The sequence below is a fragment of the Pseudomonas sp. SG20052 genome, from assembly GCF_031766055.1.
In the GTDB taxonomy this organism is placed as follows: Bacteria; Pseudomonadota; Gammaproteobacteria; order Pseudomonadales; family Pseudomonadaceae; genus Aquipseudomonas; species Aquipseudomonas mandelii.
The window spans coordinates 4,750,305-4,771,268 of record NZ_CP134498.1; the positions used below are offsets into that span (position 1 = coordinate 4,750,305).

Consider the following 20,964-nt stretch of genomic DNA (forward strand, 5'->3'; position numbering starts at 1 on the left):
TTAATTGAATAAATCTTCAAAAAAATCTGAAAACCGGTGAAACAACACATTCCGCAGGAACAACAGACAGAAAAAAACCCGCATTGAGCGGGCTTTTCCGTGGTGACCTGGCGTTCAGCGTTCCAGGTTACCGAATATGGCGCAGCGGACGGGACTCGAACCCGCGACCCCCGGCGTGACAGGCCGGTATTCTAACCGACTGAACTACCGCTGCGCGTAACACTAAAGCGAATGGTGGGTGATGACGGGATCGAACCGCCGACATTCTGCTTGTAAGGCAGACGCTCTCCCAGCTGAGCTAATCACCCTTCACTTTCGGTGTGGCGCGCATTCTACGGAGCGACCCAACCTCTGGCAAGCACTTTTTACAATAATTTTTGCAGGCCTTCCAAAGGCTTAGAGAAGGGTTGGCCTATGGCTTCGCTAAGAGAATAATGCCCCCCTTTGTATAAAGGAGAGACTCGCCCCATGTGGTTCAAAAACCTGCTTATCTATCGCCTGACCCAAGATCTGCCTTTTGATGCCGAGGCGTTGGAAACTGCACTGGCCACCAAACTGGCGCGTTCATGTGCAAGCCAGGAGTTGACCACCTACGGTTTCGTCGCGCCCTTCGGCAAAGGCGAAGATGCCCCCCTGGTGCACGTCAGCGGCGACTTCCTGCTGATCTCCGCCCGTAAGGAAGAGCGCATCTTGCCGGGCAGCGTCGTGCGTGACGCTGTGAAGGAAAAGGTCGAAGAGATCGAAGCCGAACAAATGCGCAAGGTCTACAAAAAGGAACGCGACCAGATCAAGGATGAAATCATCCAGGCGTTCCTGCCGCGTGCCTTTATCCGTCGTTCGTCGACCTTCGCCGCCATCGCGCCGAAACAGGGCCTGATCCTGGTGAACTCGGCCAGCCCGAAACGCGCCGAAGACCTGCTGTCCACCCTGCGCGAAGTGATCGGCACACTGCCGGTACGTCCGCTGACCGTTAAAATGTCGCCAACCGCGACCATGACCGAATGGGTCACCACCCAGAAAGCCGCGGACGACTTCTTTGTGCTGGACGAGTGCGAACTGCGCGACACCCACGAAGACGGTGGCATCGTGCGTTGCAAGCGTCAGGACCTGACCAGCGAAGAAATCCAGTTGCACTTGAGCACCGGCAAAGTGGTGACTCAGCTGTCGCTGGCCTGGCAAGACAAGCTGTCTTTCGTCCTCGACGACAAGATGGTGGTCAAGCGCCTGAAGTTCGAAGACCTGCTGCAAGACCAGGCCGAACAGGACGGCGGCGAAGAAGCCCTCGGCCAGCTGGACGCCAGCTTCACCTTGATGATGCTGACGTTCGGCGACTTCCTGCCGGCGCTGGTTGAAGCGTTGGGCGGTGAAGAGCTTCCGCAAGGGATCTAAAAGCGTGTGATATCACTGTGGGAGCAAGCCTGCTCGCGAAGGCGTTGTGACAGTCGGCATTTATGTCGACTGATACACCGCATTCGCGAGCAGGCTCGCTCCCACATTGGTTTTTGTGGTGTTACTTAATAATAAGGATCAGGCCATGCGCGCCCTCGCTGCATTGAGTCGTTTTGTCGGCAACACCTTCGCTTACTGGGTACTGATTTTCGCGGTCGTGGCGTTCTTGCAGCCGACGTGGTTTATCGGCCTGAAAGGCGCGATCGTGCCGCTGCTGGGCCTGGTGATGTTCGGCATGGGCCTGACACTCAAACTCGAGGACTTCGCCGAAGTCGCTCGCCATCCGTGGCGCGTGGCGCTGGGCGTGGTTGCACATTTCGTGATCATGCCCGGTGTGGCGTGGTTGCTCTGCCAGGCGTTTCACCTGCCACCGGAACTCGCCGTCGGCGTGATCCTGGTCGGCTGCTGCCCAAGCGGCACCTCGTCGAACGTGATGACCTGGCTGGCACGCGGTGACCTGGCGCTGTCGGTGGCCATCGCCGCCGTCACCACCCTCCTCGCTCCGCTGCTGACCCCGGCGCTGATCTGGCTGCTGGCCTCGGCGTGGCTGCCGGTGTCCTTCTTGGAGCTGTTCTGGTCGATCCTGCAAGTGGTGCTGTTGCCGATCGTGCTGGGTGTGGTTGCCCAGCGTTTGCTCGGCAGCCGGGTGCGTCATGCGGTGGAAGTATTGCCGCTGATTTCGGTGGTGAGCATCGTGATCATCGTCACCGCCGTCGTGGCCGCCAGCCAGGCGAAGATTGCCGAGTCCGGCCTGCTGATCATGGCTGTGGTGATACTGCACAACAGCTTCGGTTATCTGCTGGGTTACTTCACCGGGCGCCTGTTCAAGTTGCCGCTGGCCCAACGCAAATCCCTGGCGCTGGAAGTCGGCATGCAGAACTCCGGCCTCGGTGCTGAGTTGGCCAGTGCGCACTTCTCGCCACTGGCGGCGGTGCCTAGTGCGTTGTTCAGCGTCTGGCACAACATTTCGGGGGCGTTGCTCTCGACGTATTTCCGTCGCATGAGCGAAAAACAAGACCGGGAAACCGCAGTTCAGCAAGCGGCCGAGTAATCCGCAAACTTGATCCCCGGGTTAATGATGGGCACTCTATGGCGCAACGCGAGGACGACCTCGCGGCTCGATCGAGTCATTAATCTGGGGACGACCCCGTCAATCGATGGAGGTCTTTCATGTCCTGGATCATTCTGTTTTTCGCCGGCCTGTTCGAAGTCGGCTGGGCCGTCGGCCTGAAATATACCGACGGTTTCAGCCGCCCTCTCCCCACCGCATTGACCGTTGCCGCCATGGCGATCAGCCTTGGCTTGCTGGGCCTTGCCATGAAGGAATTGCCGCTGGGCACGGCCTATGCGATCTGGACCGGTGTGGGTGCGGTGGGCACGGTGATCGCCGGGATCATTTTGTTTGGTGAATCCATGGCGCTGTTCAGGCTGGCCAGTGTGGCGTTGATTATTGCCGGGTTGATTGGGCTGAAGGTCAGTGCCTGACCTTTAGATCGCCTTCGCGGGCGAGCCTCTTTCCTGCAGGGTTTCTGGCGCATCCCGAATGATGGATATGCCACAAACCCCGCAGGAGCGAGGCTTGCCCGCGAAGAGGCCCTCACAGTCACCGACTATCTAACGGCCCCACGCAAATCCCCGACCATCGCCTGCAACGTCGCCGGCTCCGCCGCCTCAACCGCCACCGCCGGCCCCGCCACCAACGTCACCCGCGACCACAACCGACGAAACAACCCCTTGCCCGGATCGCGGCTGAAGAAACTCCCCCACAACCCTTGCAACGCCAGTGGAATCACCGGCACCGGCGTCTCTTCGAGAATGCGCACCAGCCCGCCCTTGAACTCACTCATCTCCCCGTCAGCGGTCAACTTGCCTTCCGGGAAGATGCACACCAGTTCACCGTCCTTCAGGTATTGAGCGATACGCGTGAAGGCTTTTTCGTAGATTTGAATGTCTTCCTGGCGCCCCGCAATCGGAATCGTCCCCGCCGTGCGAAAGATAAAGTTCAGCACCGGCAAGTTGTAGATCTTGTAGTACATGACAAAGCGAATCGGCCGACGCACCGCACCGCCAATCAGCAACGCATCCACAAACGAAACATGGTTGCAGACTAGTAATGCCGCGCCTTCATCCGGGATCAAATCGAGATTTCGATGCTCCACGCGGTACATCGAATGGCTGAGCAGCCAGATCAGGAAACGCATGGTGAACTCAGGCACGATGCTGAAGATGTAGGCGTTGACGCCGATGTTCAGCAGTGACACCACCAGAAACAGCTGCGGAATCGACAGCTCGACCATGCTCAGGAGCACGATCGAGACAATCGCCGACACCACCATGAACAGTGCGTTGAGAATGTTGTTGGCGGCAATCACCCGCGCCCGCTCGTTCTCGGGGGTGCGCGACTGAATCAGCGCATACAGCGGCACAATGTAGAAACCGCCGAAAATCCCCAGGCCCAGAATGTCGATCAGCACCAGCCAGGCGTGACCAAAACCAAGGATTTCGATCCAGCCGTGGCCGGCAACGCTGTCTGGGATACCGCCGGAATGCCACCACAGCAGCAAGCCAAAGACCGTCAGGCCGAACGAGCCGAACGGCACCAGGCCAATCTCGACTTTGCGTCCGGAGAGCTTCTCGCAGAGCATCGAACCGAGGGCGATGCCCACCGAGAACACCGTCAGAATCAGCGTCACCACGGTCTCGTCGCCGTGCATCCATTCCTTGGCATAGGCCGGGATCTGCGTCAGATAAATCGCCCCGACAAACCAGAACCACGAGTTGCCGACGATGGAACGCGACACCGCAGGCGTCTGCCCCAGGCCCAGTTTCAAGGTGGCCCAGGATTGGCTGAAGATGTTCCAGTTCAGGCGCATTTGCGGCGACGAGGCCGCCGCCCGGGGAATGCTGCGACTGGCCAGGTAGCCGAGCACCGCGACTGCGATGATCGCGGTGGACACGATGGGCGCGTAATGACTGGACGACATCATGATCCCGGCGCCGATAGTCCCGGCGAGGATCGCCAGGAACGTGCCCATTTCCACCAGCCCGTTGCCGCCCACCAACTCTTCTTCACGCAGGGCCTGGGGCAGGATCGAATATTTCACCGGCCCGAACAGCGCCGAGTGCGTGCCCATGGCAAACAGCGCCACCAGCATCAGCGACAGGTGATCGAACAGGAAACCCACGGCGCCGACCGCCATGATGGCGATTTCCCCGAGCTTGATCAGTCGAATCAGCGCGTCCTTGGCGAACTTTTCCCCGAACTGGCCGGCCAGCGCCGAGAACAGAAAGAACGGCAGGATAAACAGCAACGCGCACAGGTTGACCCAGATCGAACGGTCACCGTCGATGGTCAGCTTGTACAGAATGGCGAGGATCAACGACTGCTTGAAGATGTTGTCGTTGAACGCCCCGAGGGACTGCGTGACAAAGAACGGCAGGAAGCGCCGGGTGCGAAGCAAGGTGAACTGTGAGGGGTGGCTCATCTTCCATGGGTCCCTGAGATTGGGTAAAGAGTGGCTTGGCGATTTGCTATTGGAATGTCGAACGTCGATCCAGGCCACACATTACCTAATCTTTGCGGCTTATTTCTTTAATCCTGCAATGCACGGCGAGACAAACAACTCACCCCGCCACGCGCCCTGCACTGTGCGTTTGGAGACAATCAGCCACATCACCGCCAGCATCGCCACCAGCACGCAGCCAAAGACATTGAAAAACGCCAGGTTCAAGGTGCTGCCCAGTTTCAACGTCGTCAGAGAATAGACGCCCAGCGGGAAGGTGAAGCCCCACCAGCCCAGGTTGAACGGGATACCGTCGCGCAGGTAACGCACGGTGATCAGCACCGCCATCAGCATCCACCAGAAGCCGAAGCCCCACAGTGTGATCCCGGCCACCAGGCCCAACCCGGCTGCAATCTCACCGATACCCGGCAGGCCGTTGGCCGCAAAGATGGCCGGCGCATCGGCGCCCAGCAGCAACATGCCCAACGCCCCGGTGCCGATCGGCCCCAGCGCCAGCCAGCTGGAGGCGGCCATGTTTTCGTGAGGCAGTTTATGCAGCGCCATGCGCAGCAACAGAATGGTCAGAATGCTGAACGCCACCGGCAGGGAAAAGGCCCACAGCACGTAGCTGGTTGTCAGCACGACCAGTTGCGAATGGGCATCGGTCAAGTGCGGTGCCAACAGGCCCCCACTGGCGGCCGCCACTTCCGCCGCGACCACAGGCAACAGCCAGACCGCTGTCATCTGGTCGATGCTGTGCTCCTGACGGGTGAACATCATGTAGGGAATCAGCACACCGCAGGCCAGCGACATGACCACATCAAGCCACCACAGCACCTCGGCGACATGAATCACTCCATCGCCCCAGCGCGGCAAGCCGAACACCAGGAAGCCATTGATGATGGTCGCCAACCCCATGGGGATGGTGCCGAAGAACATCGAGACCGTGGAGTGACCGAAGATCCGCCGAGCCTCATCGAAGAACAGCACCCAGCGTGCCGTGTACGCGGCGGTGAATAATACGAACAAGCAGATATTGAGCAGCCAGAGACCTTCGGCCACCGCGTTCAGTCCAGGAATGGCGACGGGCAATTGCGCCAGTGCCAATGCCAGCACGCCCGTGCCCATGGTCGCGGCGAACCAGTTGGGCGTGAATTGGCGAATCGCCTCAAGCGGGTGCTGCAAATGGCTGAACGGTCTTGAACCGAGGGTGCTGCTGTTGGGGCATGTCATGGTGAATTCCTCTCCTCTTGTGAGGTGGAATCCATGGTAGATCCGAATCGAATATCTATATAACGGGTAATATCTCTAACTGTTATCTGTTTTGCAGATATGCGTCAGACGCTACCTTCCGTCTCGATCACCAGGATCCGCGCCGCACCTTGTGGATGGGCAACGTGTTCGGTGCCCACCGAGGCGTAGAAAATGTCGCCGATGTCGAGCAGCGTGTCCTTTTCAACGCCGTCTTCGCGATAGCGCATCTGCACTTGGCCATCGAGTACGACGAACACTTCCTGCCCATCGTTGACGTGCCATTTATACGGCTGATCGGTCCAGTGCAAACGGGTGGTGATGCCGTTCATTTTGGCGATATCCAAGGCGCCCCAGGCGCGGTCAGCAGTGAAGGATTTGCTGCGGATGATCTTCATCGGGTGGTCCGTTGAAATGGGTGGCGACGCCAAGGCTAGCGGTCATCGAGCATCGGCGCCACAGACTTTGGCAGGCTGTTGACGCATCAACGCGGGCAGAGCACTGACCGCCAGGATAATCAGCACCGCGCCATAACCATCAGTCGTGGTCACCAGCCCAAAGGCCCGCGTCAGATTCCCCGCCAGCAACGATGGCAGGCAGAACGCCAGATAACTGAGCACATAAAACGCCGACATCAACCCGGCCCGTTCATGAGGCAAGGCTAGCGGCACGACACTGCGCAACGCGCCGAGGAAACTCGCGCCAAAACCGCAACCGGCGACTAGCGTCCCGATGAAAAACAACGGCAGGCTGGCGCTGTGAACCGCCAGTAAAATCAGCGCCACACCGACGGGCAGAATGCTCGCGCCGACCCGCAAGACTTTGTCGGCCGGGCGACTGCGCAAGGTGTAGATCATCAGCGCGCCGGTGACGGTCAGCACCGCCACTGTCGCACCGCCAATCAGATTTGAAGTCGATCCGGTGGCCGTCCGCACAAGGGATGGAGCGAGGGACGCGTAAAAACCGCCGAGCGCCCAGGCGGCGGTGTTGATCGGCAACACCAGCCACAACGCACGCCTTGCCTGGATGGGCACATGCAGAGTCGGGCGCAGCGACGCCAACGCGCCACGTTGCGCACTGACGCTTTCCGGCAGACGCCAGACGTACAGCGCCTGCAACCCGAACATCGCGAGCAGCACCCAGAAAGTCAATTGCAGTGGCAGCGGCGCAAACTCGGCCAACAAACCGCACCCCATGGCGCCGGCTGCCATACCGAGCAGCGGCGCGACGCTATTGACCAGCGGACCTTGCTGGCGATCCGTGTCGAGCAGCGCGGCGCCCAACGCAGCCGTGGCCATCCCGGTAGCAAAACCCTGAAGCACCCGGGCACTGATCAACCAGGCGACGCTGTCGGCATTGATAAATAGCAGCATGGCCAGCATGTTCAGCGCCACAGCGGTGAAAATCACCGGTTTGCGTCCCAGGTAATCCGAGAGCGAACCGACGGTGAGCAGCGCGGCGAGCAAGCTGATGGCGTAGACGCCGAAGATCAGGGTCAGGGTCGCCGCCGAAAATTGCAGGTGTTCCTGATACAAGTGATACAGAGGCGTTGGTGCAGTGGAAGCGGCGAGAAAACTCAGTAAAGTGATCGCCAGGAACCACAGGCTGGAACGGTTTGATATCGAGCTGGACATGCGCACACTCCGCAAAAGCTAATTTATTGCTTTTGCGGAGTGTGCTACTGGCCCGCGCTTAAAGCAAATTCTTTGTGTTAAGGTCCGCCGTATGGCTATTAAAGAAGGTTTACGCCCGGGCGGTCGAAGCGCCCGGGTGCAAGAGTCGATTCATTCGGCTGTCCGGGCTCTGCTTGAAGAGCAGGACCGCTCGACCGTGACCGTCCCGCAAATTGCTGCGCGCGCGGGTGTAACGCCGTCGACCATTTATCGGCGCTGGGGCGATTTGTCGGTGTTGCTGGCAGACGTCGCGCTGGCGCGCATGCAACCCGACAGCGAACCCGCCAATACCGGCAGTCTGCGCGGTGACGTGCGAGCCTGGGCCGAGCAATACCTGGACGAGATGAGTTCCGAGCCTGGCCGCAACATGCTTCGCGACGTGCAATGCAGCCTCACACCGGTCTATTGCACGACGATCATTGGCGGGCAGTTGCAGACGATTCTGGACCGTTACCCGGATCAGCCGAAGCCGAGTGTTGATCGATTGATCAACCTGGTGGCGGCACCGACGGTGTTTCGGATCCTGTTTTCAGCGGCGGCACTGGAGGTTGAGGAGTTGCATCAGTTGATCGAGATTGCTTTGAATCAGTGAGGCCGCTTTCGCGGGCGAGTCGGGTCGCTGCATCTCACGCTCCTACAGGCTTTTTTGTCGTTCGCAGATTATGTAAACGACACATAACCTGTAGGAGCGAGGCTTGCCCGCGAAGAGGCCAGCACAAACACTAAAAATCCAACTGACAAACACCCTGCGACACCCCACCACGCCACGACCTTGGTCGACACTGACTATCCCCGGCCATCGTGCGAGACTGTCTGACCGGGCGGGAGTCCCGGGTGTCTTTTGTCGGGAGTTCCCATGTCGCTGTCCAGCGGGCTGATCGCCGCCGTCGCCCTGGCCTATATGGCCATCATGTTCGCCATCGCCTTTTACGGCGACCGTCGCAGCACACCGTTGCCGCCGCGAGTGCGCGCCTGGGTATACAGCCTGTCGCTGGCGGTCTATTGCACCAGCTGGACCTTCTTTGGCGCCGTCGGCCAGGCCGCCGAGCAACTCTGGTCATTCCTGCCAATCTACCTCGGGCCGATCCTGCTGCTGGTCTGCGCGCCGTGGGTCCTGCAAAAAATGGTGATGATCAGCAAGCAGGAGAACATCACCTCCATCGCCGACTTCATTGCCGCCCGCTATGGCAAATCCCAATCGCTGGCGGTGGTGGTGGCGCTGATCTGCCTGGTGGGCGTGTTGCCCTACATTGCACTGCAACTCAAGGGCATCGTCCTCGGGGTGAACCTGCTGATCGGCGCCGGTGCCGACGCCATGGGCACCCGCGCCCAGGACACGGCGCTGATCGTGTCGCTGGTGCTGGCGCTGTTCACCATTGTCTTCGGTACCCGCAACCTCGACGCCACGGAACACCACCGTGGCATGGTGCTGGCGATTGCCTTTGAATCGCTGGTCAAGCTGTTCGCGTTTCTCGCGGTCGGCGCGTTCGTGACTTACGGCCTGTACGACGGATTCGACGACCTGTTCAACCAGGCCATGCTCGCCCCGCGCCTGGAGGCGTACTGGAAGGAAACCATCAACTGGCCGTCGATGGTGGTGCAGACCGGTGTGGCCATGATGGCGATCATCTGCCTGCCCCGGCAGTTCCACGTGACGGTGGTGGAAAACATCGACCCTCAGGATTTGCGCCTGGCGAAATGGGTGTTCCCTGCCTACCTGGCGCTGGCAGCGCTGTTTGTCGTGCCTATCGCCCTCGCCGGCCAGATGCTGCTGCCCAGCTCGGTCCTCCCGGACTCTTTCGTCATCAGCCTGCCACTGGCCCAAGCCCATCCGGCCCTGGCGATGCTGGCCTTTATCGGTGGCGCCTCGGCGGCGACCGGCATGGTGATTGTCGCCAGCGTGGCGCTGTCGACCATGGTTTCCAACGACATGTTGCTGCCGTGGCTGCTGCGCCGAAACAACGCCGAGCGACCGTTCGAAGTGTTCCGCCAGTGGATGCTGTCGGTGCGCCGGGTCAGCATCGTGGTGATTCTTTTGCTGGCTTACGTCAGTTATCGCCTGCTCGGCTCCACAGCGAGCCTGGCGACCATCGGCCAGATCGCCTTCGCTGCCGTGACCCAATTGGCCCCGGCCATGCTCGGCGCGCTGTACTGGAAACAGGCTAACCGCCGGGGCGTGTTCGCCGGTCTCGCCGCCGGGACATTCCTCTGGTTCTACACCCTGATTCTGCCGATCGCGGCCCACAGCCTCGGTTTGTCCTTGAACAGTTTCCCGGGGCTGGCCTGGTTGCACAGCAACCCGCTGAACCTGCCGCTCACCCCGCTGACCCAAGGCGTCGTACTGTCGCTGGCGGCCAACTTCACGCTGTTCGCCTGGGTGTCGGTGCTGTCACGCACGAGGGTGTCGGAGCACTGGCAGGCCGGTCGTTTCATCGGTCAGGAAATCAGCGCGCGCCCCAGCGCCCGCTCGATGCTGGCAGTGCAGATCGACGACTTGCTGCAACTGGCCGCCCGCTTCGTCGGAGAAGAACGAGCGCGGCAGAGCTTCATCCGTTTTGCCTACCGCCAAGGCAAAGGCTTCAACCCGAACCAGAACGCCGACGGTGAATGGATCGCCCACACCGAACGCTTGCTGGCGGGTGTACTCGGTGCTTCTTCGACGCGTGCGGTAGTCAAGGCCGCCATCGAAGGTCGGGAAATGCAACTGGAGGATGTCGTGCGGATCGCCGACGAGGCCTCGGAAGTACTGCAGTTCAACCGCGCCCTGTTGCAAGGCGCCATCGAAAACATCACCCAAGGCATCAGCGTGGTCGACCAGTCGCTGAAACTGGTGGCCTGGAACCGGCGTTATCTGGAACTGTTCAATTACCCCGACGGGCTGATCAGGCTTGGCCGCCCGATTGCCGACATCATTCGCTACAACGCCGAGCGCGGACTGTGCGGCCCCGGTGAAGCCGAAGTGCACGTCGCCCGCCGCCTGCACTGGATGCGTCAGGGCCGCGCCCACACCTCTGAAAGACTGTTTCCCAACGGACGTGTGATCGAGCTGATCGGCAACCCGATGCCCGGCGGCGGTTTCGTCATGAGTTTCACGGACATCACCGCGTTCCGTGAGGCCGAGCAGGCGCTGACCGAAGCCAACGAAGGCCTGGAGCAGCGGGTCACCGCGCGGACCCACGAACTGTCCCAACTGAACGTGGCCTTGACCGAAGCCAAGGGCACCGCCGAATCGGCTAACCAGTCGAAAACCCGCTTTCTGGCGGCGGTCAGCCATGACTTGATGCAACCGCTGAATGCCGCACGCCTGTTCTCCGCCGCCCTTTCCCATCAAGAGGACGGTCTGTCCAGCGAGGCGCAGAAACTGGTGCATCACCTCGACAGCTCGTTGCGCTCGGCCGAGGACCTGATCAGCGATCTTCTGGATATTTCCCGCTTGGAGAACGGCAAGATCAACCCGGACCCCAAACCCTTCGTGCTCAACGAGTTGTTCGATGCGCTCGGTGCCGAGTTCAAGGCGCTGGCTCAGGAACAAGGGCTGAAATTCCGTGTTCGGGGCAGCACATTACGGATCGACAGCGACATCAAACTGCTGCGTCGGATCCTGCAGAATTTCCTGACCAACGCGTTCCGCTACGCCAAGGGGCCCGTGCTGCTCGGCGTCCGGCGGCGAAAGGGCGAGTTGTGCCTGGAGGTGTGGGACCGTGGACCGGGAATCCCTGAAGACAAGCAGCTAGTGATTTTCGAAGAATTCAAACGCCTCGACAGCCACCAGACGCGCGCCGAGAAAGGCCTGGGACTGGGGCTGGCGATTGCCGACGGGCTGTGTCGCGTTTTGGGTCACACTTTGCGTGTAAGGTCCTGGCCGGGGCGCGGCAGTGTGTTCAGCGTCAGCGTGCCGCTGGCGCGGGCTCAAGTCGTCGCGCCAACCCAGGTCAGCGAGCTCAATGGCCATGTGCTGAGCGGCGCGCAGGTGCTGTGTATCGATAACGAAGACAGCATCCTGATCGGCATGAACAGCCTGCTGACACGCTGGGGTTGCCAGGTCTGGACCGCACGCAACCGCGACGAATGTGCAGCGCTGCTGAAGGACGGTGTACGCCCGCAATTGGCGCTGGTGGATTACCACCTGGACCATGGCGAGACCGGGACCGAGTTGATGGCGTGGTTGCGCACCCAACTGGGTGAGCCGGTGCCGGGGGTGGTGATCAGTGCCGATGGCCGGCCGGAGACGGTGGCCCAGGTGCATGCGGCGGGCCTGGAGTACTTGGCCAAACCGGTGAAACCGGCGGCGTTGCGGGCGTTGTTGAGCCGGCATTTGCCGTTGTAAGGGCGGGTTTTAATCCCGTAGTGATTGAACCGACGCCTTCGCGAGCAGGCTCGCTCCCACGGTGGATCGGTGTTGTTGCCTACATCGAGTGAAGAATACGAAACCCTGTGGGAGCGAGCCTGCTCGCCATGCTTTCAGCTATTCAGGCAACTCGGCCAAGCCATCGACGTCGGTCATCGCTCGCTCCAGCAGATCAGCCGGCAAGCTCTTGCTGGCACGCGCTCCCAGCAGCTTCAACTGCTCACTGCGACTGACCAGGTTGCCGCGCCCTTCTGTCAGCTTGTTGCGCGCTGAGCTGTAGGCCTTGTCCAGTTGCTGCAAGCGATTGCCGACTTCATCCAGGTCCTGGATGAACAACACGAACTTGTCGTACAGCCACCCGGCGCGCTCGGCAATTTCCCGGGCGTTCTGGCTCTGGCGCTCTTGCTTCCACAGGCTGTCGATGACCCGCAGGGTCGCCAGCAACGTGGTCGGACTGACGATGACGATGTTGCGGTCGAAGGCTTCCTGGAACAGCGTCGGCTCAGCCTGCAACGCAGCGGAGAACGCCGCTTCGATCGGCACGAAAAGCAAGACGAAATCCAGGCTGTGCAAGCCGTCGAGTCGCTTGTAATCCTTACCTGACAGGCCTTTGACGTGATTGCGCAGCGACAGCACGTGCTGCTTGATGGCGATCTGGCCGATGGCATCGTCGTCGGCCGACACGTATTGCTGATAGGCCGTGAGGCTGACCTTGGAATCGACCACCACCTGCTTGTCGCCCGGAAGATAAATGATCACGTCCGGCTGGAAACGCTCACCGTCCGGCCCCTTGAGAGTGACCTGAGTCTGGTACTCGCGACCCTTTTCCAGCCCGGCGTGTTCAAGCACGCGCTCAAGAATCAACTCGCCCCAGTTGCCTTGGGTTTTCTGCCCTTTCAACGCACGAGTGAGGTTGGTGGCTTCGTCGCTCAGGCGCAGGTTCAGTTGCTGCAGGCGTTCCAGCTCTTTGGCCAGGGAAAACCGTTCACGGGCCTCGGCCTGATAGCTTTCCTCAACGCGCTTTTCGAAAGACTGAATGCGTTCTTTCAAAGGATCGAGCAACTGGCCCAGGCGCTGCTGGCTGGTTTCGGCGAAACGCTGCTCGCGCTCGTCGAAGATCTTGCCCGCCAGTTCGGCGAATTGCGCTCGCAGCTCGTCACGCGAGCCTTGCAGGTCGTTGAGGCGTTGTTGATGGCTGTCCTGCTGCTCACGCAGCTCGGCCTGGAGCGAGGCCGCTTGAGAGTCCAGACGCCGCAGTTCGGCTTCTTTGCCGGCGCGCTCGATGTTCCAGGCGTGAGCCGCATCGCGGGCATCGTCGCGCTCTATCTGTAGCAGTTCGATTTCGCGGCGCATGGCGGCCAGCTCTGCCTGCTTGGCGGCGTTGGCCTGGCCAAGATCACCGATTTCATCGCGGCAGGCTTCGAGCTGAGCGTTCAAGCCGTCCTGCGCCATTAGCGACATGGCCAGACGCTCTTCCAGCAAAGCCACCTCGGCTTGCCCCACGCTCGCCCGACGCTGGATTTGCCAGGCCAGTACCAGCAAGGGCAGTGCGGCACCCGCCAGACCCAGCAAAATGCTGGTCAAGTCCATAGCCATAGCGACTCCTGCCGATGAGATAAAGCTTGAAGGGTAACCAAGGCGTCAGGACTTGGACAGCTCAGTCTTCGACCAGGCCCAGTTCCTGTTGAGCACGCCGGTCCCCTGCCCGCGCCGCCTGGCGCAACAGGTCCTGGCCAATGCGGCGATCGCGGGCATTGCCGCATTCGCGGCACATCAGCTGGCCGAGACGACTTTGCGCGGCCACCACGCCTTCACGGGCAGGCTGTTTGAGCAAGCGTCCGGCGAAATGTTTGACGTTGGTGTTTTCACCCAGGCGCGGGCTATCGAGCAGCCACTCCGCCACGCGCATCGAAAAGCGTTTGGGAGGGGTAACACTGGGAGGTGTTGAGGTAGCAGAAACTGATACGGAGCGAAACTTCATAAAGCACTGTGGGGCAGATCGGAAGGCGCGCCACTCTACTCTTTTTTTCTTACAGGTAAAGCCTAAAAAAACCCGGCACGCCCGTCCTAGAGCAAGCGCTCGGGACAATCCACAGAAGCTGTGGATAACTCAGTGGACAACCGCCCTTGAACTCGCGCAAAGCCCTGTGGAATGGGGCTCGCAGTCAAACTGACGATTTTTTCACCAGTAAAAAAAAGCGATGTTTTTCATTGACTTAAATTTTCAATACAGGCACTCACTGGGGTCGTGGCGTGGATGACAGTCCGGTTACAGTCTGCGCAACTTATGTGCACAAGTACCTTCGCGGCAGTTATATCGATGCGTTTTTTCGGAGCGCTTTGTAGGCATTTTCTGGGGATAACCTTGGCAAACCCTTGTCCCAGGCGTTTGCCCGAGCGACGACCAATGGTCGGAAATGGTCCCGTTACCCAGCGTGTCAGCAGGGCGTGGCAATTATTTTGCTTTAACGCTTCCCTTCGCCCATTCAATTCGTTACTATCCGCGGCGTTAGTACCAAGCTGAAAGTCAATTCTGGTCGAACAAATCCTCCCGGTCAGCCTTCCCAACGGAAGCCTCTACCGAACAAGCGGGATCGACCACCTCGATGGTTTCCAGGTAAACCTTGCGCCAACACTGCCTTTGAATCGAATGCAAAGGGTGTTGCGAAGCTCACTTACTCTGACCGAACCAGCCTGCAAATTGATCAGGATCTTCACCCCGGGCCCAGAACCTTTGCCCTTGATGTGCTGCCTGCCCTCCTAAGTACCTACCTGCCAGCCCAAGCGCGCCAATTATCAGCGCTTCAAACTGGCTGCTTTGTTCCAGTCGGGTTCTTCGTTCGACCAATGGTGGTCGTCGTCACTGGAACGTTTTAATTTTGCACGGCTCTTATCCGTGTCGCTTGTAGGAACACCCAATCATGACTACTCAAATCCACACTCAGGATGCAATCCGCACCCTAACCAACGCTTTTGCTCCAATGAACTGCCTGATCATGGCCGCTCGCAAAGGCTGCTTCAGCTTCACCCTGGTCAACGAACACGGAATCGCTCGTCACAGCGAACGCCTGTACCCCGATCAATACTCCAGCGCAGAACCGCTGCAGGCCGTGATCGAGCGTACCCGTCAGGCACTGGTTGCCTGATACGCCAGAAAGACTGAAAACCTCAAAAGCCCTGCTCAAAAAGCGGGGCTTTTTATTGCCCGATATTTCTCATTGCGCAGCCTTCGACTAAGTTCCAAACGATATAACGGTTATAACTCGAAGCCGGAAATATTTTAAAAACAGGCCTTTACAGCGCGAATATGACACTACACTTCAACTCAAGCGGCTTGATCCGCTTCCGGCGAGCCTGAGTCGATCCACCTGCTGCCAACGCTCCCTTCAGGTATCGCCGCCCATTTGATGTTTCGAGGGCTTTATGGGTATCGCTGCCAGCGAACTGTGCCGTTATGTGATCCGTCCGACATTGATTTACCTCGGGCGCCATAGCGCAACTGCCGAATCCCTTCTGCTGGGCATTGCCGCCAGCCAGTCAGCCCTTGGTTCCGCCCTGCATGACCGCCGTGGACACGGCCTGTACCGAATTGCCGAACCCCGCCACCAGGCTCTCTGGGATCACTACCTGGCGTTGGACCCGGAGCGCGCGAGCCTCGTGCGCGGCCTCGCCAGTCAGCATGCCTTTCTCAGCGGGCCTCACCTGGAATTGATCGTCAACCTGCGTTACGCCACTGCCATCGCCTGGCTGCTGGTAGAAGAACAGAACACTCCCCTCCCCGCCGCGGATGACTTGTTGGGTATGGCCCGAATCTGGCGCCAGACTTTTCAACCTCAAGGACGCCTGCGCGATTTCACCTACGCCTGGCAAACCTGTGTTTCACCCCTGAATCAGGTTGCCTGCTGATCCACCGATTTCCAAAGATCCCGCAACGGGACGCGAATCTGGTCGGATTGTCCTACAAAACCGCTCTAACTCAAGCCATACAGCCTATAGCGCTGGGACGAAAATGTTGGTAATTTTCGCCCCGGTGATCACCAGGAGTTCTAATAATGAAAAAAGTAATGCTCAAAACCACACTTAGCCTCGCTGTTACCTTGGCATCCACCCAGATTTTCGCAAGTGGCTTCGCCATCAACGAACAGAGCATCAGCGGGATGGGTACAGGTTTTGCCGGGCGATCTTCCTCTGCCGATGACGCAAGCACAATTTTTGGCAACCCTGCCGGCATGTCCCGCCTCAAGCGCGAACAAGTCACCGGCGGTGCTGCATTTCTCGACGCACACACTGACATCAGCCACGCCAGCTCCAGCCCGAACAGCGGCAGCAACGACGGCGACATGGTTCCGTTCATCGCCGTGCCTATGGGCTACTACGTCAAGCCAATCGACGACCACTGGGCTTTCGGTATCGGCATGTACGCGCCATTCGGCCTGGTGACCGACTACGAGAACGGCTTCGCCGGCCGTTACTTCGGCAGCAAGAGCGAAGTCAAGATCGTCACCCTGCAACCGACTGTCAGCTACGCCTTCAACGACAAGGTCTCCATCGGTTTCGGCCCGACCATCAACCGCATCGACGGCACCCTGGAATCGAACCTGTCGATTACCCAGGCCGCACCGGACGGCAAGGTCAAGATCAAAGGTGACGACACCGCACTGGGCTACAACATCGGCGTGCTGGTGCAAGCCACCGACAGCACTCGCGTCGGCCTGACCTACCACTCGAAAGTGAAGTACAAGCTCGAGGGTGACACCAAGGTCAACTACAACGTCCTGGGCCTGGTCGGCCAGAACCCAAGCCAGAAGTACGACGCCTCGCTGGACCTGACCACGCCTGAATCGGTGGACTTCTCGGTGACTCATAAGCTGGACGACCAGTGGACACTCTACGCAGGCAGCACCTGGACGCGCTGGAGCCGCCTGAAAGAAATCACCGTCGATAACAAAGGTGTTCCGGCCATCCTGAACGGTCAGTTCGGGACCATCACCGAAGATCAGAACTGGCACGACACCTGGGCTCACGCCATCGGCGCGTCCTACCAGTTGAACAAGCAATGGGTATTGCGTACCGGTCTGTCCTTCGACCAGGCGCCGACCAACAACGTCGACCGTTCCCCACGCATCCCGACGGGCGATCGCAAGATTTTCAGCGTGGGCGCCGGCTGGAGCCCGACCGACGACCTGACCATCGACGTAGCGTATTCGTACCTGCGTGAAGAGTCGGTCAAGGTCACCAACAGCAACGACCGTGGCCAGAACTACAACGCCAAGTATGAAAACTATGCGAATGGTTTCGGCGTAGGCGCGACCTACCGCTTCTGATGAAGCCCGGCGAGCCTGAAACGCTCGCCGCCTGAATCAAAAAAGCCCCGCTCTCTTGTACAGAGGCGGGGCTTTTTCATGGGCGTTCAATCAGGGTTGCGAGGCGAGGGCTTTTTCCACCGCGGCAATGAACTCGGGATCGTCGGGCTTGGTCAGGCTGGAGAAATTGGCGATCACCTTGCCTTTGCGATCGACCACGTATTTGTAGAAATTCCACTTCGGCGCGCTGGTCTGTTTGGCGAGGACCTTGAACAGGTGAGTCGCGTCATCGCCGCGGACTTTCTGCGGCTCGGTCATGGTGAACGTCACCCCATAGTTCACGTAGCAGACCTTGGCGGTCTCAGCGCCGTCCTTGGACTCCTGCTTGAAGTCATTGGACGGAACACCGATCACCTCCAGCCCCTGATCCTTGTAACGCTGATTCAGAGCCTCAAGGCTTTTGAACTGTGGGGCAAAGCCACAGAAGCTTGCGGTATTGACCACCACCAGCGGCTTACCCTCAAACCGCTGGCACAGGTCGATGGATTCCTTGGCGCGCAGCTTGGGCAACGAGCCCTGCAACAGCTCCGGGCACTCGGCCGCTTGTGCCAATCCGGTAAACGCCACCAGCAACGCGGGGACTGCAATCCAGCGCATCAGCATGTCGGTGCATCCTTGATTAATAGTCACAAACGAAGTTACTCGCCCTCGCCTGTTCCTAGCAAGCGCCCATGCCCAACTGCATCAGTGCCAATCCGCCCTGATGCCAGCCCCACCAGGCCAAGGCCAGCAGCAAGGCACCGACAGCGACCACCGCCACTCGCGGCCAGAGACGGTTCATATCGCACTCAACCGGGTTTGCAGACGCGCCACCGGCTGCTCACGCACCGGCCAGTTCAAGGCGGCGGCCAACAGACTCAAGAGAATCGCTACTTGCCAGATCAAGTCATAGCTCCCGGTTCGGTCATACACCACGCCACCCAACCAGCCGCCGAGGAACGAACCGAGTTGGTGGAAGAGGAAAACAATCCCGCCGAGCATGGACAGGTTTCGCACGCCAAACAAGGTCGCCACGGTGCCGTTGGTCAATGGCACGGTCGACAACCACAGGAAGCCCATCGCCATGCCGAACAGGTACGCGGTAGTCGTGGTCACCGGCGCCCACAGAAACAGCGCAATCACCACCGCCCGCAGCAGGTACAGACCGGTGAGCAAGCGCGGCTTGGACATGCGACCGCCGAGCCATCCTGCGGTGTAGGTGCCGAAGATATTGAACAGCCCGATCAGCGCCAGCACCGTGGTGCCCACTGTGGCCGGGAGGTGCTGATCCACCAGATAGGCCGGCAAATGCACGCCGATGAACACCACCTGGAAACCGCAGACAAAAAAGCCGAACGCCAACAGCCAGAACCCCGAATGGGAGCAGGCTTCCCGCAGCGCTTCAGAGAGGGTTTGTTCATGGCCGAGCACTGGCAGCGGTTTGTCCTTGAGCATGCTCACCAGCGGGATAATCAGCGCCACCAGCAAGCCCAGGACCAGCAATGCCGCGGACCAGCCCAGCCAGCCGATCAGCCCCAGCGTACCGGGCAACATGGCGAACTGACCGAAAGAGCCGGCAGCGCTGGCGAGGCCCATGCCCATGCTGCGTTTCTCCGGGGGCACGGCGCGACCGACCACGCCAAGGATCACCGAGAACGAAGTGCCCGACAGGCCGATGCCGATCAACAGGCCCGCACTCAGGGACAACGTCACCGCCGAGTCGGACAAGCCCATGAACACCAGGCCCAACGCGTACAGCACACCGCCGACCAACACCACTTTCGCCGCGCCAAAGCGGTCGGCCAGCGCGCCGGTGAACGGCTGCGCCAGACCCCAGATCAGGTTTTGCAGTGCGATGGCAAAAGCGAACGTCTCACGCCCCCAGCCGAATTCGGCACTCATCGGTGCCAGGAACAGCCCGAAGCCGTGTCGCACGCCCAACGACAATGCCAGGATCAGCGCACTCCCCACCAACACCCAACCGCATGTACGCCACATCGAGGTCATTCTTATTCTCCGGTAGCGGGTATATACCCGCTTAAGATCGGAAAAACCGGCATCACGCCAGTTCGTCCAGCAGTCGCAACAAGGTTTCGCGTTTTTCGGCGCCCAGACGATCGACCAGCCGCTGCTGCGCCGCCTCCCACGCAGGCAAGGCAGCGGCCAGGCGAGCTGCGCCCGCCTCGGTCAGCCGGACAATGCGATTACGCATGTCCTCACCCTCGACCAGCGCCACCAGGCCCTCACCTTCCAGCACCCGAAGATTGCGCCCCAGGGTGCTGCGGTCCAGCCCCATGGCTTCGGCCAGAGTGGAAATACTCGGTTCATTCAGACGCTGCAGATTACACAGCAAAGAATACTGGGCAACGTTGATCCCGAAGCCATCGAGAGCGCCGTCGTAATGCCTGCTGACGCCACGGGCGGCGCGACGCAGGTTGATGCATAAACATTGAGAGTCGAGCATGGTGCGTGTATATACCCGCGAGTGTGTTAAATCAAGTTACAGATGGGTTCATTGATAAATATTCGAGGTGCTTGGTCGACCGCCTTCGCGAGCAGGCTCGCACACAGTGGATCTTCAGTGGGCGTTAAATTTATGTAAGACGCCATCAACGTGGGAGCGAGTCTGCTCGCGATGAGACCGGCACATCCTGCCCACAAACCATCAGACCAACGCCCATCCCACCAGCACCACCATCTCCAGCAATTCCAGCATCGCCCCGGCCGTATCCCCCGTCGTGCCGCCCAATCGCCGCAGCATCACCTGCCGCAACCAAACGAACATCCCCCCCGCCAGCACAAGCGCCCAGGCACCACTGAACCCTGCGATCAGCACACACGCCAACGCGCTGACTGCCAGCACCCGCTTACCCGCCAAACGCGGCAAATGATCCGCCAGCGCCTGCCCCAACCCGCCGGCACGCACATACGGCGTGGTCAGGAACAATCCCAGCATCGCGCTGCGGCCAATCAGCGGAACGATCATCAGAAAAAGACTGTGCTGCTGCTCGATCAATGCCAGCAACGCGGCGAATTTGAGCAGCAACACCAACACCAGCGTCACCACCGCAATCGGTCCGCTGCGCGGGTCTTTCATGATGGTCAGCGTGCGCTCGCGGTCGCCGAAGCCCCCGAGCCACGCATCGGCGCTATCGGCGAGACCGTCGAGGTGCAACGCGCCGCTGAGCAATACCCAAGCGCTCAGCAGAAGCGCGGCGTGAAGCAACAAAGGCGTGCCCAGTAGCAGCCAGTTCAGTGCCCATAACAGCGCGCCGAACAGCAGCCCCACCAGCGGATAAAACAGCAGCGACCGACCCAGTTCCTGAGGCGCCGGCATGCCCGGCAGACGAATCGGCAAACTGCTGAGAAATTGCAGGGCGATCCAGAAGGGCAGCATG

General features: G+C 59.9%; 19 protein-coding genes and 2 tRNA genes. 8 read left to right on the plus strand and 13 right to left on the minus strand.

Features of this window, described 5'->3' with window-relative positions; translation table 11 throughout:
• Nucleotides 1–137: 137 nt before the first annotated feature.
• Nucleotides 138–214 (minus strand) — tRNA-Asp (locus tag RHP74_RS21785).
• Between the two features lie 18 nt (nt 215–232).
• Nucleotides 233–308 (minus strand) — tRNA-Val (locus tag RHP74_RS21790).
• A 160-nt stretch (nt 309–468) separates the two neighbouring features.
• Here RHP74_RS21790 and rdgC point away from each other — a divergent pair.
• The 3 genes from rdgC (at nt 469) to sugE (ending at nt 2,934) form a co-directional block, all read left to right on the plus strand.
• On the plus strand, nt 469–1,389 hold the full coding sequence (gene rdgC / locus RHP74_RS21795) for a recombination-associated protein RdgC (protein ID WP_077749804.1): 921 nt from the start codon (nt 469–471) through the stop codon (nt 1,387–1,389).
• A 145-nt stretch (nt 1,390–1,534) separates the two neighbouring features.
• The gene (locus RHP74_RS21800) at nt 1,535–2,500 is read left to right on the plus strand and encodes a bile acid:sodium symporter family protein (RefSeq protein WP_311096278.1); all 966 of its coding nucleotides are present in this window, start codon (nt 1,535–1,537) and stop codon (nt 2,498–2,500) included.
• 119 nt (nt 2,501–2,619) lie between these two features.
• Nucleotides 2,620–2,934, plus strand: coding sequence for a quaternary ammonium compound efflux SMR transporter SugE (gene sugE, locus RHP74_RS21805; RefSeq protein WP_010456757.1), 315 nt, complete (start codon nt 2,620–2,622; stop codon nt 2,932–2,934).
• Nucleotides 2,935–3,059: 125 nt separating this feature from the next.
• On the opposite strand, the gene RHP74_RS21810 is transcribed toward sugE, so the two are convergent.
• The 4 genes from RHP74_RS21810 to RHP74_RS21825 all read right to left on the minus strand — a co-directional run bounded on the left by RHP74_RS21810 (nt 3,060) and on the right by RHP74_RS21825 (nt 7,837).
• Nucleotides 3,060–4,934, minus strand: a complete 1,875-nt coding sequence (locus tag RHP74_RS21810; protein WP_010456758.1) for an MFS transporter — start codon at nt 4,932–4,934, stop codon at nt 3,060–3,062.
• A gap of 99 nt (nt 4,935–5,033) precedes the next feature.
• Nucleotides 5,034–6,185, minus strand: coding sequence for a TDT family transporter (locus RHP74_RS21815; RefSeq protein WP_221106995.1), 1,152 nt, complete (start codon nt 6,183–6,185; stop codon nt 5,034–5,036).
• A 104-nt stretch (nt 6,186–6,289) separates the two neighbouring features.
• Entirely contained in the window at nt 6,290–6,601 is a 312-nt protein-coding gene (locus RHP74_RS21820) for a cupin (RefSeq protein ID WP_154912303.1), read from the minus strand.
• Nucleotides 6,602–6,643: 42 nt separating this feature from the next.
• On the minus strand, nt 6,644–7,837 hold the full coding sequence (locus tag RHP74_RS21825; RefSeq protein ID WP_077749801.1) for an MFS transporter: 1,194 nt from the start codon (nt 7,835–7,837) through the stop codon (nt 6,644–6,646).
• 91 nt (nt 7,838–7,928) lie between these two features.
• Between RHP74_RS21825 and RHP74_RS21830 the strand changes: the two genes are divergently transcribed.
• A complete protein-coding gene (locus tag RHP74_RS21830; RefSeq protein ID WP_010456762.1) occupies nt 7,929–8,468 on the plus strand; it encodes a TetR/AcrR family transcriptional regulator in 540 nt (179 codons plus the stop codon).
• A gap of 264 nt (nt 8,469–8,732) precedes the next feature.
• The gene (locus RHP74_RS21835; protein WP_077749800.1) at nt 8,733–12,203 is read left to right on the plus strand and encodes a hybrid sensor histidine kinase/response regulator; all 3,471 of its coding nucleotides are present in this window, start codon (nt 8,733–8,735) and stop codon (nt 12,201–12,203) included.
• Nucleotides 12,204–12,341: 138 nt separating this feature from the next.
• On the opposite strand, the gene rmuC is transcribed toward RHP74_RS21835, so the two are convergent.
• Nucleotides 12,342–13,706, minus strand: a complete 1,365-nt coding sequence (rmuC, locus tag RHP74_RS21840) for a DNA recombination protein RmuC (RefSeq protein ID WP_311100534.1) — start codon at nt 13,704–13,706, stop codon at nt 12,342–12,344.
• Nucleotides 13,707–13,881: 175 nt separating this feature from the next.
• On the minus strand, nt 13,882–14,205 hold the full coding sequence (locus RHP74_RS21845) for a sel1 repeat family protein (protein ID WP_077749798.1): 324 nt from the start codon (nt 14,203–14,205) through the stop codon (nt 13,882–13,884).
• A 940-nt stretch (nt 14,206–15,145) separates the two neighbouring features.
• On the opposite strand from RHP74_RS21845, the gene RHP74_RS21850 reads away from it, so the two are divergent.
• The 3 genes from RHP74_RS21850 (at nt 15,146) to RHP74_RS21860 (ending at nt 17,548) form a co-directional block, all read left to right on the plus strand.
• Entirely contained in the window at nt 15,146–15,370 is a 225-nt protein-coding gene (locus RHP74_RS21850; RefSeq protein ID WP_008031832.1) for a hypothetical protein, read from the plus strand.
• Between the two features lie 277 nt (nt 15,371–15,647).
• On the plus strand, nt 15,648–16,130 hold the full coding sequence (locus RHP74_RS21855; protein WP_010456766.1) for a hypothetical protein: 483 nt from the start codon (nt 15,648–15,650) through the stop codon (nt 16,128–16,130).
• Between the two features lie 146 nt (nt 16,131–16,276).
• A complete protein-coding gene (locus RHP74_RS21860; protein ID WP_077749796.1) occupies nt 16,277–17,548 on the plus strand; it encodes an OmpP1/FadL family transporter in 1,272 nt (423 codons plus the stop codon).
• A gap of 90 nt (nt 17,549–17,638) precedes the next feature.
• Here the strand turns inward: RHP74_RS21860 and RHP74_RS21865 are convergent, their stop codons facing one another.
• The 5 genes from RHP74_RS21865 to RHP74_RS21885 all read right to left on the minus strand — a co-directional run bounded on the left by RHP74_RS21865 (nt 17,639) and on the right by RHP74_RS21885 (nt 20,963).
• Complete coding sequence (locus tag RHP74_RS21865) at nt 17,639–18,190, minus strand: glutathione peroxidase (RefSeq protein ID WP_010456770.1); 552 nt, start codon at nt 18,188–18,190, stop codon at nt 17,639–17,641.
• A gap of 55 nt (nt 18,191–18,245) precedes the next feature.
• The gene (locus RHP74_RS21870; protein WP_010456772.1) at nt 18,246–18,368 is read right to left on the minus strand and encodes a hypothetical protein; all 123 of its coding nucleotides are present in this window, start codon (nt 18,366–18,368) and stop codon (nt 18,246–18,248) included.
• Nucleotides 18,365–19,573, minus strand: a complete 1,209-nt coding sequence (locus tag RHP74_RS21875) for an MFS transporter (RefSeq protein ID WP_102595109.1) — start codon at nt 19,571–19,573, stop codon at nt 18,365–18,367. The genes RHP74_RS21870 and RHP74_RS21875 overlap by 4 nt, the downstream gene beginning before the upstream one ends.
• 52 nt (nt 19,574–19,625) lie before the next feature.
• A complete protein-coding gene (locus RHP74_RS21880; RefSeq protein WP_010456776.1) occupies nt 19,626–20,030 on the minus strand; it encodes a MarR family winged helix-turn-helix transcriptional regulator in 405 nt (134 codons plus the stop codon).
• 201 nt (nt 20,031–20,231) lie between these two features.
• Entirely contained in the window at nt 20,232–20,963 is a 732-nt protein-coding gene (locus RHP74_RS21885) for an adenosylcobinamide-GDP ribazoletransferase (protein WP_311096282.1), read from the minus strand.
• Between the last annotated feature and the right edge of the window lies 1 nt (nt 20,964).